Below are 12,991 nucleotides of genomic sequence, written 5' to 3' on the forward strand. Positions count from 1 at the left end.
GCCCCGAGGCGAGGCCCGAGTGGATCTTCGAGCCGAGGGGCTCCCGACGAGCCGCAGGCGAGGAGAGCCCCGAGGCGAGGCCCGAGTCCATGGCCGGGGTAGAGCCAGCGCTCGAACCGCCTGCGGTCTGCTGCTCGGCGCTCACTGGCAGTTGGCCCTCGCCCTTCCACCCGTCGGGAGGCTTCCGGCCAATCGTGTCGTTCCAGCTACCCACAATGCCCTTGGCCTCGAGCTCTTTGATCTCCTCGCGGGAGAGTCCCAGAATCGTCGTCAGGACATAGTCGTTGTCCAGCCCCACCGGCTTCCCCGCCCACTTGAGCCGCCCGGGGGTCTCTGAGAGCTTCGGCACAGGCCCGTACTCCACCACTTCGCCGTAGATCGGGTCATCAAGCTGCCAGACCGCGCCCCGCTCACGGAGATGCGGATCGTGGTAGTGATCGCGGGACGTGGCCACCGGCGCCGAGGCAAAGCCGAACCGGCTCCCCAGCTCGTCCACCTCGGCCACCGTTTTGTCCTTGGCCCACCCGCCGATGAGCTTGAGGAGGAACGTCGCGCTCTCCTCCTTCAGGCGCGCGAGCTGGGTCGAGAACCTTGGATCGTCGGCCAGCCCGGCCTGGCCCATGGCTTGACAGAGACCGCGGAAAGCCTGATCCGAGGGCGCGGCGATGGCAGCCATCCCGTCGCCGCAGCGTACGATGTCGGACGGCGAGATCGCGACGTCCCGGTTGCCGTACCGGCCGCGGCTCTCGCCGGTGAGAGCGTGACGGACCCAGGTCCAGTCGAGCGCCCGGATCAGGCCCTCGGACTGGGCGAAGTCGATGAACTGACCTTGCCCCGTCCGGTCGCGCCAGTGGAGCGCGGCCAGCACCGCGACAGCCGAGAGCAGCGCCCCGAAGTAATCGCCGATCCACGCCCCCGACTTCAGCGGGTTGCGCTCGGGAAAGCCGGTGATCGCCGCCATCCCGCTCACGGACTGGGCGATGGCGTCGTAGGAGGCGCGTCCCTGGGAAAAGGGGCCCCACTGCCCGAAGCCGGTGTTTGTCACATAGATCAGGCCGGGGTTCAGCTCCCTGAGCTGGCGGTAGCCGATCCCCCACTTCCCCTCCATCGTTCCCGGCTTGAAGTTCTCGACGAGGACGTCCGACTCGGCGGCCAGGGCCTTGAAGAGCGCCTGGCCCTCGGGCTTCCGAACGTCGAAGGCCACATGGTACTTGTTGCGGGCCTCGTTGAGCCAGGCCAGTGCCGCATTCTTCCAGAAGCGCGCCTGCGGGGTGATGGAGCGGAGGGGATCGCCGCTCCCCGGGAGCTCGACCTTGATGACCTCGGCACCGAACTCGGCGAGGTACGACGAGGTCACCGGCCCGAGGACGAGCGTCGCGAGCTCGAGGACCCTGACGGCGCGAAGCCCTTCGGGCTTGGCGGAGATCCGGTCGGGCCTGAAGGCCTCGCGCGTCCAGGCGAAATAGTCGTCAAACATCGACGTGCCGCCAGCCACGGGGGCCGCGCCCACTTTCGTCCCCGTCGGCTACTCTTCGGCGGTCCGGATCGCCGCTGGCCCGCCCTCGGCCCCGGTGTCCCTGAGCGTGGTGCCGGTCAGCTCGAACACCTGCAGGTCCTTGCCGTCGATGGCGAGGAGCGTGATCTGGTTGTCACCGTCCCGGGTGACAAGCGCGCTCTTCCCGTCGGGAGCGATCGCGACGTGGCTCACCCCGGCCTTCTCGTCACCGACCTTCACCGTGCCAGCCGGGGTCACGGTCTTACCCTGGATCGTGAAGACCGAGACGGTGCCGTCGCCGCGGTTGGCGACGAGCGCCAGTGTCCCGTGGCGATTGATGGAAACCCCGGCGGGCGACTTGCCGGCTTCGAGCGTGGCGAGGACCCTGGGTGGCGACGCCTTCAGGTCGATGATCGCCACCGTGTCCGGCGGGGGATTCTGGACGACGGTGCCGCGGCCGTTGACGAGGACGACCTTGTTGTCGTTGGCCGACACGGCAAGCTCGGCGTTCGCCACCGGAGCGAGCGCGAGCGTGGCGAGGACCATAGCCAGGATCAGGAACCTGTGGGCACTCATGCTGGCCTCCTCAGGCATCTGGCTCTGTGGCACAACCCGGCGCCCCGCTTGCGGCGGGAGCGCAGCCTTCCAAGCCGACTAGATCCTGAACAGGCGCGCGGCGTTCGCGCCGGGGATCTTCCGCCTCACGTCGTCCGAGAGGTCACCGCGCCAGGCGATCGCCTTCACCGAGTCCGGGCAGATGCAGTCCCAGTGGGCGTAGTCAATCCCCTCCTCGTCCATGTCGGGCAGACGCTTGACCGGATCCCACTGGCCCTCGCGCTCCCAGCTCCAGAGGTGTGCGGCCTTGTGGGGCTCGGGCCAGAGGCCGAGCGCGCCGTAGAAGTCGCGGCGGGTCGGCCAGGTCTTCCGCTCCACCATGAAGTGCCGGTCGCCGTCCGGGAGCGTGACCCACCCGGGGGCGTCCTTCCTGAACCTGGCGGGGAGACGGGCCGCCCAGTCCACGGCGTGCTCCAGGACGTGCCCATCGGCGTCGATGACCGTGAACGGAAGCCTCATCGCAGGGCCTCGTTTTCCCCAAAGTCGGCACCCGTGAACATACGCCAGCCCGGAGAGGCTGGCAAGGGGGTCGATTCTGTCACGCGGTGCTGGTCGCTCTCGGGAGCACATGATAACCTGACCGAGGCGAGGGAACCGCCATGGCAGGCCGCCCGTATTCTCGCCGTGGTGTGTTGAAGGCCGGCTTCGCCGGGGCCGGCGCGCTCCTGGCATCCGGCCTGCTTCCAAAGAGGAGCGCCGCTATGGGGAGAGCGCGATGGTCCGTGCTGCCGCCGCGACCGATCCCGTGGAGCATGAAGCCGTTTTCCAGCGCTCGCACCTGGGAGAGCATCCTGCCCGACGGGCGCGTGGAGCTCCGGATCGACCACGATGTCATTCACGGCGTGACGCCGCAGATGCTCGTCTGGTGGTTCCGCAACATCGAAGGAAAAATGGAGCTGGGCGGGAAGACCTACCCGAGGTATCTCGTCTGGCATCCGATCGACCATATTCACTACAAGGTCGAGACCCGACTCCCCGACGGGAGCGTCGGGGCCGGATCGCGATTCCATATCGTGGAGGCATTCGGCGGTGATCTGAGGTATCTGGTCGACCGGGTGCTGCACGTCCGACGGCTTGACGAGACGGAAATCGTTCTCGAGGTGCCCGCCCTGGGACGGGCAGGGATGCGTCTCCACGGCCAATTTGGTCCGGTGGCGGGCGGGACGCAACTCAACACGACGATGACGGTGGGGCTCGCGGCGTGGATCGGGAGAGCCGGGCTCAATCGGCTCGTGCGCGAGCGCATTTTCCCCGCCGGGATGCGCGCGGCCTGGCTCAAGCACAACGTGGAAGAGTGGGGAAACATCGAGTTCTTCCTGCCCGACCTCTACCAGCGGCCCGTGCCGAGCGGTTAGGCGGGGCCCTCCAGCGCCAAGGCGAAGACCGCCGAGGGCGTTGATCGAACGCCGCCAGTTCTGCTAGAGTCGGGGCGCCATGGCGCCCGCCGACTATTTCGAGTGGACCCGCGCGCTCTTCGATCCGGCGAAGATCTTCACCAAGCCCGAGGCGCTCCGGGGGATCCGCGTCGTTGACCTCGGCACGATCTTCCTCGGCCCGACGACGACCACCTACCTGGCCGAGTACGGCGCCGAGGTCATCAAGGTGGAGATCCCCGGCGTCGGCGACACCATCCGCGCCCTCGGCCCCAGCTACCACTGGAACATGTCGCTGATAGGGCTGAACGAGCCCAAGAACAAGTACTTCGTCGGCCTGGACGTTCGAAAGCCGCAGGGAGTCGAGTTGTTCAAGCGCCTGGTGGCCAGGACCGACGTGCTCGTGGAGAACTTCCGCGCGGGCACGCTCGACCGCTGGGGGATCGGCTACCGCCAGCTCCGGGAGGTCAACCCGCGCCTCATCTACTCGGCCCACAACGGTTTCGGCCAGTGGGGCGCCTACGGCGAAGGCCGGCCCTCCTACGACGCGATCGCCCAGGGCGAGAGCGGGATGGCGGCGATCACCGGCTTCCCGACGCGGCCGCCGCTCAAGAGCGGTGGCTACATCGGCGATTACCTGGGGGCGGTCGCCGGCGCTGCGACGATTCTCGCCGCGCTCCATCACCGGCACCGGACCGGCGAGGGCCAGTATATCGAGATCGCCCAGGTGGAGGCGCTGATCCGGGCCCTGGACTGGACCTGGGTCTATCACGGGCTCACCGGAAAGCACCGCGGGCGATATGGCAACGCCGACCCGGCCATCGTTCCCTCTGACATCGTCGAGGCCGCCGACGGGTTTGTGGCGATCGCCGCTCCCGCCGATGAAGCGTTCGTCGGACTGGCCCGAGCCATGGGCCACCCGGAGCTGGCAGACGATCCCCGCTTCAGGACCCAGCTCGCGCGCGCGGAGGAATCCAACCGCGAGAAGCTCCTGGCGCTGATCCGGAGCTGGGCGAAAGGGAAGACGGTCCCCGAGCTGGTGGCACTCGGCGACCGCCACGGCTTCGCCGCCGCACGGGTGGCCCACGGAAAGGACCACTGCGAGGATCCTCACCTCGCGGCGCGCCGTATGCTCTGGCGCCACGACGACCCGCTCTACGGGCGCGTTCCGCTCTACGGACCCCCCGCCAAGCTCTCGGCGACGCCGGGCAGGATCAAGTGGGTCATCAAACCCATCGGCATGGACAACGACTACGTCCTTCGCGGCCTGCTGGGGCTCACGCGAGCGGAGCTGGAGGCGCTCGAGGGCGACGGGATCATCGGGCGCTGGAGCGATCGCCCGGGCCAGAAGCCCCCCGACGACTGGCACGGCGAGGGGCAGGCGCTATGACGACCGAGCAATGGGCCGCGTGGGTCAGGGCGCGCGTTGATCCGGGGACAGCGTTCGCGAAGCCCGAAGCGCTCGACGACCTCCTCGTCCTCGACTGCTCGCGGGCCAGCATGGCCGGCCTGGTGGCTTCTTCGTTTCTCGCCGAGCTGGGCGCCGAGGTCATCCGCGTCGAGCCACCCGGCGGAGATCCGGCCAGGCACTTCGCCCCCTTCGGTCTCCTTCACCGTGACACGGGCCTCGGCTATCTGGTCGAGGGCCGGAACAAGCTCCATATCACGCTGAGCCTCGAGAATCCGGAGGGACGCGAGATCCTGAGGAGTCTAGCCCGGCGGGCCGATGTCCTGATCGAGACCTTCCTGCCAGGCCAGATGGACGCCTGGGGCCTCGGCTACCGTCAGCTCTTCGACGCGAACCCCCCTCTGATCTACTGCGCGCTCTACACGTACGGCCAGTTCGGCCCTCGGGCCGGGTGCGGCCAGCCCAACGCCGACGTGGCCGACCAGGCGCTCTCCGGAGTGACCTTCATCACCGGCTTCCCTCCCGGAGACGGCAGGGCCCGGGCCGCAGCCAAGAGCGAGGATCTGTCAGCGGTCCCCACCCGCCAGGGGAGCTGGCACGGCTGGACGCTGGGCGGGCTCTGGGGAGCGTTTGGAATCCTCGTCGCGCTCCATGTTCGGACCCAGCTCGGCGCCGGTCAGTTCGTGGATGTCTCGCCCGCCGAGGCGCTGATGCGGAGCGCCGACGTGAGCGCCGCCTGGTGGGAGCTGGACGGCGTTCTCCGCTCGCGCGTCGGTAACTACGACACCGCCATCTTCCCCTACACCTACGTCCGCTGCCGGGACGGCTACCTCCTCCTCGCTGCGGTGATGGAGCCGGCCTGGCAGGCCCTCTGCCGGCTCATGGGGCGCTCCGACCTGATCGAGCAGTATCCGTCGATCCCGTCGCGCCGTCCCCTCGCTGTCCAGAGCGCCCTTCACAAGGAGGTCGAGGCCTGGACGACGGGCCTGACGTTTGAGGAGATCGCGGAGAAGTTCGAGGAGGGCAATCGCTCCATCGAGGGAGGCGTGATGGTGGCGGGGCGGGTCGTCGAGCTCCGGGATGTGGTTCTGAACGAGCACTACCGCGCGCGCGGGGCGCTGGCGGTCTTCACCGACCCGACCTACGGCGACCTCCTGATCCAGCTCCCCTTCCAGAAGCTCAGCGCCACGCCCCCGCGCCTCAAGTGGGCCTGCCGCACCCCCGGCCAGGACAACGCCCACATCTACGCAAAGTACCTCGGCTACGGGAAGGAAGCCCTCGCCGGCCTCCAGGCCCGCGGGGTGATCTAGTGGCCGGCGCCATCCTGGAAGCGCACGGCGTCAGCAAGCGCTTCGGCGGCCTCTCCGTCCTCCGCGGCGTCGGCTTTCGCGTGGCCGACGCGGAAATCGTGGGACTCATCGGGCCCAACGGCGCCGGGAAGACGACGCTCTTCCACCTGATCAGCGGCCTCCACCGCCCCTCGGTGGGGAGCATCCGCTTTTGGGGGAGCGAGCTGGTCGGCCGCCCGCCCCACAGCATCTGTCGCCTGGGCATTGCGCGGACCTTTCAGAACCCGCGCCCGTTCCTCGAGCTGACCGCGCGGCAGAACGTGGAGATCGCGTCCCGCTTCGCCGGGCGGCCGCCGCTGGCGGCCCCCGACGAGCTCCTCGGGCTCGTGGGGCTCGCCGACGAAGCCGGCGTCCCCGCCCGGCGTCTCGCCGCCGCGCGGCGCAAGCTCCTCGAGCTGGGGATGGTGCTCGCGCTGGGCCCGCGCCTGCTCCTGCTGGACGAGCCGTTGGCGGGACTCACCCCGACCGAGATCGATCGGGCCACCGCGCTCCTGAGGCAGATCAGGGAGCGGTGGGGAGTCGCGCTCTTCTGGGTCGAGCACGTCATGCGCGCCGTCATGGGGATCGCCGACCGGGCCATCGTCCTCCACCACGGCGAGGTGATCGCCGAGGGTCCACCGCGGGCCGTGGCCGGCGACCCCCGAGTGCTGGAAGCCTATCTTGGGCACAAAGGAGGAAACGACCATGAAGCTTGATCGTCGAGAGTTCCTCAAGCAGGGTGCGGCCGGCGGCGCAGCCTTCGCCGTGCTCGCCGGCAGGGCGCGCGCCCAGGCCAAGCCGATCAAGATCGGCTACACGCTGTCGGCCACCGGGCCATACTCGGTCGGCGCCGGGATCACGCAGGGACCGAATTATGCGCTCTGGGCCGAGCAGGTCAACGCCCGGGGCGGGCTCCTGGTGAAGGGCGAAGGGCGCCGCCCGGTGGAGTTCATCTCCACCGACGACAGGAGCGAGATCGAGACCGTCGTGCGCTTCTACGAGAAGCTCTGCACCGAGGACAAGGTGGACCTGCTCCTGCCGCCCTGGGGGACCGCCGCGAACTTCGCCGTGGCGCCGGTGGCCAACAAGTACGGCTACCCGCTCATCGGACCCACGGTCACCTCGATGAAGCTGAAGGAGCTGGCCTTCCCCTACTTCTACGTGATCCTCCAGCAGCCCGACGCCATGATGGGGGCGGTGGTAGCGCTCCTCAAGGAGCTGAAGGCCCAGGGCAAGGCTGGCAAGGTGGCGGTGGCTTACGTGAATGACCTCTTCGGCATCGAGATGTTCAACATGGCCTCGGCGCTGCTCAAGGACTCGGGGCTCCAGGTCGTGGACACCAAGAGCTACCCGCTCGGGGTCAAGGACCTCTCCCCGATGCTCAAGGGCTTCAAGGCCGCCGGTGCTGACGTCTTCCTCGGCCTCACCTACCCGCCGGACAACATCCTCGCGACGGCCCAGGCCAAGGAGACGGACTTCAACCCGCCGGTCTTCCTCACGGCCGTCGGCACGGCCTTCCCGTTCTACCGGGACCGGTTCAAGGGCGCCGACGGTGTCATGGGGGTCGCGGGCTGGAACCCCAAGGTAAAGTTCGCCGGCGCCAAGGAATACTTCGAGGCCCACGTGAAGAAGCACCAGAAGGAACCCGACCGGTGGGCGAGCGCCTTCGCCTACGCTGCGCTCCAGATCCTCGAGCGCTGCGTGGGCGAGGTCGGCCTTGACCGGAAGCGCATCAAGGAGATGCTGGACTCGACCGAGTTCATGACGGTCGCGGGCCCGATCAAGTTCGTTAAAGGCGTCAACGTCGCCACGCCCGGCATGGTGGGGCAGTGGCAGAAGGGCGAGTTCGAGATCGTGTGGCCCAGGGACCGGGCGACCGGGACGGCGGTGGTCCCGAAGCCGGCCTGGGCGTGATGAGCCTCTCGCTCCTCCTTGACCTGACCGTGGGCGGGCTGATCACCGGCGGCCTCTACGCTCTGATCGCGCTCGGCCTGAACCTCCAGTACGGGCTCATGCGCGTCCTCAACGTCGCCCACGGCGAGTTCGTGATGCTGGGTGGGTACCTCACCTACGCGCTCCATACCGGCTGGGGGATGAATCCGCTCCTGACCCTCGTCGTCACGGGGCCGGTGGCCTTTGGCGCCGGCCTCGTCCTCCACCGGCTCCTGTACGCGCGACTGCTCGCCCCCGGCGAGCCGCCCGAGGTGCTCGAGTCGCGCTCGCTCCTCCTCTCCTTCGGTCTCCTCTTCGTCCTCCAGAACACCGCGCTGCTCCTCTGGAGCGCAGACCTCAAAGGCTACAGCTACCTCGCCGCCCCGCTCCGCTTCCTCGGCGCCGTCTTCCCCGCCAACCGGCTCGTCGCCGCCGCGGCGGCGCTTTCGCTCTCCGTCGCCTTCTACCTCTTTCTCAAGACGAGCCTCGCCGGCAAGGCCGTCCGCGCCCTCATGCAGGATCCCGAGGGGGCCCAGCTCGTCGGCGTGGACCTCCGACGGGTTCACGCCCGCTGCTTCGGCGTCGGCGTGGCCATGGCGACGGTGGCGGGCTCGCTCGTGAGCATGCTCTTCGAGCTGACCCCGTTCGTCGGGCTCCCCTACACCGTCACCGCGCTCGTCGTGGTGATCCTCGGGGGTCTCGGAAACCTCCTCGGGAGCCTGGTCGGAGCCCTGCTCCTCGGCCTGGTGGAGACCTTTTCCGTCCACCTGGCCGCCTCGGACACCAGGCTCATCGCGAGCTACGGCGTCCTCTCCCTCATCCTGATCCTCAAGCCCTCCGGACTCCTTGGCCGCTAGAGCCCCGGCAGCCGTCCTGCTCCTAGCGCTCGCGGCCGCGCCGGCGCTGCTCTCGCCCTACTTCCGTTCGCTGACCCTCGCGATCCTGGCCGACGTGGTGCTGGCGGTCTCCTGGAGCTTCTTCTCGGGCCCGACCCGCTACCTCTCGCTCGCAACCGGCGCCTTCTGGGGAGCCGGCGCGTACATGACCGCGGTCGTCAGTGGCCGGGCGACGTGGCCGCTCCCCGTCCTCATCGGTGCTGCCGTCGGCGCAGGGATGGCGCTCGTCGTCGGGGGGCTGGCGCTCCGGCTCCGCGGCCCCTACTTCGCCGTCTTCACCTTCGGGCTCGCCGAGCTGGCCAAGCACGTCCTCATCTGGTACGAGACCAGCGTGACGGGCACGGTCGGCCGGCTCCTCCTCGTTCAGCCCGGGCCCCTCACGCTCTACTACACCGTGCTGGCGCTGGCCGCGCTGGCGGTGACGACGGTGGTGCTCCTGAGGCGATCGCGCTGGGGCCAGGCGCTGGTGGGCATCGGCGGGGACGAGGAGCGCGCGGAGACGCTCGGGATCAACACCCGAGCGGTCAAGATCGCGACCTTCGCGCTGAGCGCGGCGTTCATGGGCGCGGCGGGCGCCGCCATGGCGCCGCGCTGGACCTACATCGACCCCCAGGTCTTCAACCCCCTCGTGTCGTTCCAGACCGTGATCATGGCGCTGCTCGGGGGCGCGGGGAGCGTGGCGGGACCGGTCGTGGGTGCGGTTTTCCTGGGCCTGGCCTCCGAAGTCCTGCTCCTCAGGTTCCGCTACGTCTACCTGCTGGGCCTCGGGCTGACGCTAATCGTCGTGGTCCTGGCGCTGCCGTCGGGTTTGGCGGGTCTTTGGGCCCACCGGCGATGCCGCCCTCTGGAGAAATACTTCCGACAGAGTTGAGCGAATCGGCCTGGCTCCGCCAGCCTTTTTCGGCTGGTCCAGCCCACCTCTTTGATAAGGACAAGGACTTTGTACTACAAGGGCTTTGTAGTATTATGCGGTTGTGGCACGGGACCGATTGCTCAATCGCCAGGAAGAACTCCGACAGCTCGAAGGGGCGTGGCGCGCCGCACGACGGGCCCAGCCGCAGCTGGTTGTAGTCTGGGGTCGCCGACGGGTGGGCAAGACCTTTCTCCTCGCGCACTTCGTTCGGGGGAAGCGCTCCGTCTTCTTCGGAGCCACCCAGCAGGCCGAAGCGGTGGAGCTCGGGCGGCTCGCGGCGGCCGTGCGCCGGGATCTGGGAGACCGGACCGCCGACCTCCTGGGTGGAGGCTTCCAGAACTGGGAAGCAGCGCTCCGGTTCTTGGCCGCTCTCGCGGCAACGGAACCTCTCGCGGTCGTCCTCGATGAGGTGCCCTACCTCACCCGCTCCACACCCGGCTTCCCGAGCATCGTGCAGGCGGTCTGGGACTATCTCCGCCGGGGCACGAAGCTCCTGCTCGTGCTCACGGGCTCGGCCATCACGACGATCGAAGCCATGATCGGGTCAGGCGGCCCGCTGCGCGGCCGCCCCACGCTCTCGCTGCGCCTGGATCCTCTCGACCTATGGAACGCACGAGCGTTCCTTCCCAAGCTGGATCCCGAACTCCTCATCGAGGCCTACGCGGCCTGCGGCGGCTACCCCCTTCATCTGGCCGCCTGGGACCAGGCAGAATCCACTCAGCTGAACCTCGAACGACTTGCCGGAACCTCCGGCGGTCTGCTGCTAGAAGACGCCGTGGCTATCATGGGCGAGGAGCTGCCTGAAACCGGGGGGTATGCAAGAATCCTGGCTGCTACCGGCCGCGGGAAGACGAAGTACGCGGAAATCACCGCAGAGGCCGAGCAGCGTATCGAACACCCCCTGGAGGTGCTGACCCGTGCGGGCTTCGTCTCAAAGGTCTTGCCCGTCGGTGCGCCGCGCGGGGCGCGTCCAAACTACGCGATCGCCGACACCTACCTGGCGTTCTGGTTTCGCGTGCTCTACTCGGACATCCACCTCATCGAGGCAGGTCAAGGCGCCGCTGTCCTGCGGCGGGCCCGGCCTCGCTGGGAAGATCACCTGGGCCACGTCTTCGAGGACTGCGCCCGCGCACACGCCGGCCAACTGGTCCGGCGAGGCAAGCTCCCCCGAGACCTAGTCGTTGGACGGTGGTGGGCAACGTCAGGTGAGCCGTGCGAGATTGACGTGCTAGGTCTTCAGGGGGGGCGAGCCGCTCTCGTGGGAGAGGCCAAATGGCAGAAGAACCCCCTGGGGATGGCAGAAATCGAGTCTCTTCGCCGCAAGATCGTGCGGACACCGCGGCCTGTTGAGACACCCATCTACGCACTCTGGGGCCGAGCCGGCGTCGCCGCCGACTTGCGGAGGACCGGCGTGAAGGGCTTCGACCTGGAGGACCTCCTGAGCGATTGAAGCGTGGCGGATCCGCAGGAATCAGCCCCCGAACCGCAGGCCCTTCGACCTGAAGGACCTCCTGACCGATTGAAGCGTGACCTCCCTGCGCCTTATTCGGATCCTGCGGGGTTCCTCCTTGATACGAAAAACGACAGCCCACTTCGTGGCGAAACAGAGGTCAGCCAAAGCTGCGCCTAACTTTCTCGCCACACTTAATGGCAGGGAAAGCCTGCCGCCTTGGTGCCATTCGTCTTCGTTGTCATTTGAAAAGTGCAGGAGAACGCCTGTTGGTTTCGGGTAGCCGCCGCCCGACACCACAAGGCGCCATTTCCGAATGCTAACGTCGTCGAGACCTTCATAGTAGTCACCACGAGTCGAGCTGTGCTCTGAGCCATACGATCTGCCACCCAATCTCACTGTCAGTTGCATCGTTTGCTCTCCCAGGGATTTATTTTTCGAGTAAATGGGGTATAGCAATTTCGCACAAGGGCCAAACCACGAAATGATACCGATGCGCGGTGAATTACGCGTGAGCGGGGATTCAGGAAGAGTTTTTTGAAACTCCTGTCGCCTCAGTTCAGCGTGGCGAGGGCGCCGCGGATCTGGCGGAGGTGGGTCCGGACCGTCTCGGCGTCGGGGGCTTCGGGGTGCTGGCCCAGGTAGCGCTCCCAGTCGGTGATACCGCGCATGACCTCGCCCAGGTGCACGAGGGCTGTGCCGCGGTCGCGGATCTCCGCTGGCGCGTCAGGGCTCAGGATCAGGAGCCGCTCCATCACCACGAGCGCCTTGGCCCAGGATTCGCTCCGCCAGTAGATGGCCTTCAGGTTGTTAAGCATCCGCGTGAGGAACTGGCGCTTGGTGACGGGAGAGAAGTGCTCCTCCCTGAGGGTTACGGGACGACCGAGGACGCGGGAGACCAGCTCCTGGGCAGTTTGGGCGGTGAGGACAGCCCCGCCGTGAAAGGGGTCCAGGAGCACCTGGCACCCGTTGATCTCGCTCCCCACGACGACGTGGCCCGGGAGCCCGATCCCTCTGATGTCCAGCCCGAGACGGCGACCGACTTCCATCAGGACCAGCGAGAGGGTGATCGGGATGCCGAGCTTCCGTTCGAGGACGTCGTTCAGGAAGCTGTTCCGCGGATCGAAGTACCCCTCCGAGTTCCCCTTGAACCCGACCTCCTCGAAGAGGAACTCGCGGAGGCGGTGGAGGCGCCTGAGCCGGTCGGGCTCCGGCCCTCGGGCCCGGGCCTCGTCGGCCAGACGGTCGAGGCGGTGGAGGTAGCGTTCGACGTCGAGGGACGGATACTCGAGCCTGGCGATCAGCAGGGCCGAGCGCGCCAGGTCGATCCCAACGTCGGGGCCGCGCACGGCCTGCGCGAACTCCTCCACGGATGGATCACCAGGCACCATAACCCTCTGAGGCTACCAGGTCGTCCCGGTAAGCCGCGCGGCTTCTCCAAGCCACACCGCCACGTTCATGATGTCCCACTCCGAGCGCGGGCTTTGCCCGCGCGATTGACTCGGGCCTCGCCTCGTGGCTCTCCTCGCCTGCGGCTCGTCGGGAGCCCCTCGGCTCGAACCACCATTCCTGGGGGAGGCC

At 68.0% G+C, this 12,991-nt stretch carries 12 protein-coding genes; 8 read left to right on the forward strand and 4 right to left on the reverse strand.

The window, feature by feature from the left end; all coding sequences use genetic code 11:
* From HY726_04880 to HY726_04890, 3 genes are all read right to left on the reverse strand, one after another.
* Window positions 1-1,477: CoA transferase (locus HY726_04880; protein MBI4608324.1), on the reverse strand; the 1,477-nt coding region annotated here is incomplete at its 3' end.
* Between the two features lie 48 nt (window positions 1,478-1,525).
* Window positions 1,526-2,071 carry a hypothetical protein gene (locus HY726_04885; protein MBI4608325.1) on the reverse strand — a complete coding sequence of 182 codons (546 nt, stop codon included), beginning with the start codon at window positions 2,069-2,071 and terminating at the stop codon, window positions 1,526-1,528.
* Between the two features lie 78 nt (window positions 2,072-2,149).
* Window positions 2,150-2,569 carry a hypothetical protein gene (locus HY726_04890; protein ID MBI4608326.1) on the reverse strand — a complete coding sequence of 140 codons (420 nt, stop codon included), beginning with the start codon at window positions 2,567-2,569 and terminating at the stop codon, window positions 2,150-2,152.
* A gap of 242 nt (window positions 2,570-2,811) precedes the next feature.
* Between HY726_04890 and HY726_04895 the strand changes: the two genes are divergently transcribed.
* From HY726_04895 to HY726_04930, 8 genes are all read left to right on the forward strand, one after another.
* Window positions 2,812-3,465 (forward strand): hypothetical protein, encoded by a 654-nt coding sequence (locus HY726_04895; GenBank protein ID MBI4608327.1) that lies wholly within the window; start codon window positions 2,812-2,814, stop codon window positions 3,463-3,465.
* 79 nt (window positions 3,466-3,544) lie between these two features.
* The gene (locus tag HY726_04900) at window positions 3,545-4,873 is read left to right on the forward strand and encodes a CoA transferase (GenBank protein MBI4608328.1); all 1,329 of its coding nucleotides are present in this window, start codon (window positions 3,545-3,547) and stop codon (window positions 4,871-4,873) included.
* Entirely contained in the window at window positions 4,870-6,201 is a 1,332-nt protein-coding gene (locus HY726_04905) for a CoA transferase (GenBank protein ID MBI4608329.1), read from the forward strand. Before HY726_04900 ends, HY726_04905 begins: the two co-directional genes overlap by 4 nt.
* Window positions 6,201-6,935, forward strand: a complete 735-nt coding sequence (locus tag HY726_04910) for an ATP-binding cassette domain-containing protein (protein ID MBI4608330.1) — start codon at window positions 6,201-6,203, stop codon at window positions 6,933-6,935. The genes HY726_04905 and HY726_04910 overlap by 1 nt, the downstream gene beginning before the upstream one ends.
* Window positions 6,925-8,133, forward strand: a complete 1,209-nt coding sequence (locus HY726_04915) for an amino acid ABC transporter substrate-binding protein (protein ID MBI4608331.1) — start codon at window positions 6,925-6,927, stop codon at window positions 8,131-8,133. Before HY726_04910 ends, HY726_04915 begins: the two co-directional genes overlap by 11 nt.
* Complete coding sequence (locus tag HY726_04920) at window positions 8,133-9,008, forward strand: branched-chain amino acid ABC transporter permease (protein ID MBI4608332.1); 876 nt, start codon at window positions 8,133-8,135, stop codon at window positions 9,006-9,008. Before HY726_04915 ends, HY726_04920 begins: the two co-directional genes overlap by 1 nt.
* Window positions 8,998-9,918: a branched-chain amino acid ABC transporter permease gene (locus HY726_04925; GenBank protein MBI4608333.1), complete on the forward strand. Its 921-nt coding sequence runs from the start codon at window positions 8,998-9,000 to the stop codon at window positions 9,916-9,918. Before HY726_04920 ends, HY726_04925 begins: the two co-directional genes overlap by 11 nt.
* Before the next feature lie 103 nt (window positions 9,919-10,021).
* Window positions 10,022-11,410: an ATP-binding protein gene (locus HY726_04930; GenBank protein ID MBI4608334.1), complete on the forward strand. Its 1,389-nt coding sequence runs from the start codon at window positions 10,022-10,024 to the stop codon at window positions 11,408-11,410.
* A gap of 554 nt (window positions 11,411-11,964) precedes the next feature.
* Here the strand turns inward: HY726_04930 and HY726_04935 are convergent.
* Complete coding sequence (locus HY726_04935) at window positions 11,965-12,780, reverse strand: tetratricopeptide repeat protein (protein ID MBI4608335.1); 816 nt, start codon at window positions 12,778-12,780, stop codon at window positions 11,965-11,967.
* Window positions 12,781-12,991: the final 211 nt, after the last annotated feature.

The organism is Candidatus Rokuibacteriota bacterium (assembly GCA_016209385.1).
Classification (GTDB): domain Bacteria; phylum Methylomirabilota; class Methylomirabilia; order Rokubacteriales; family CSP1-6; genus JACQWB01.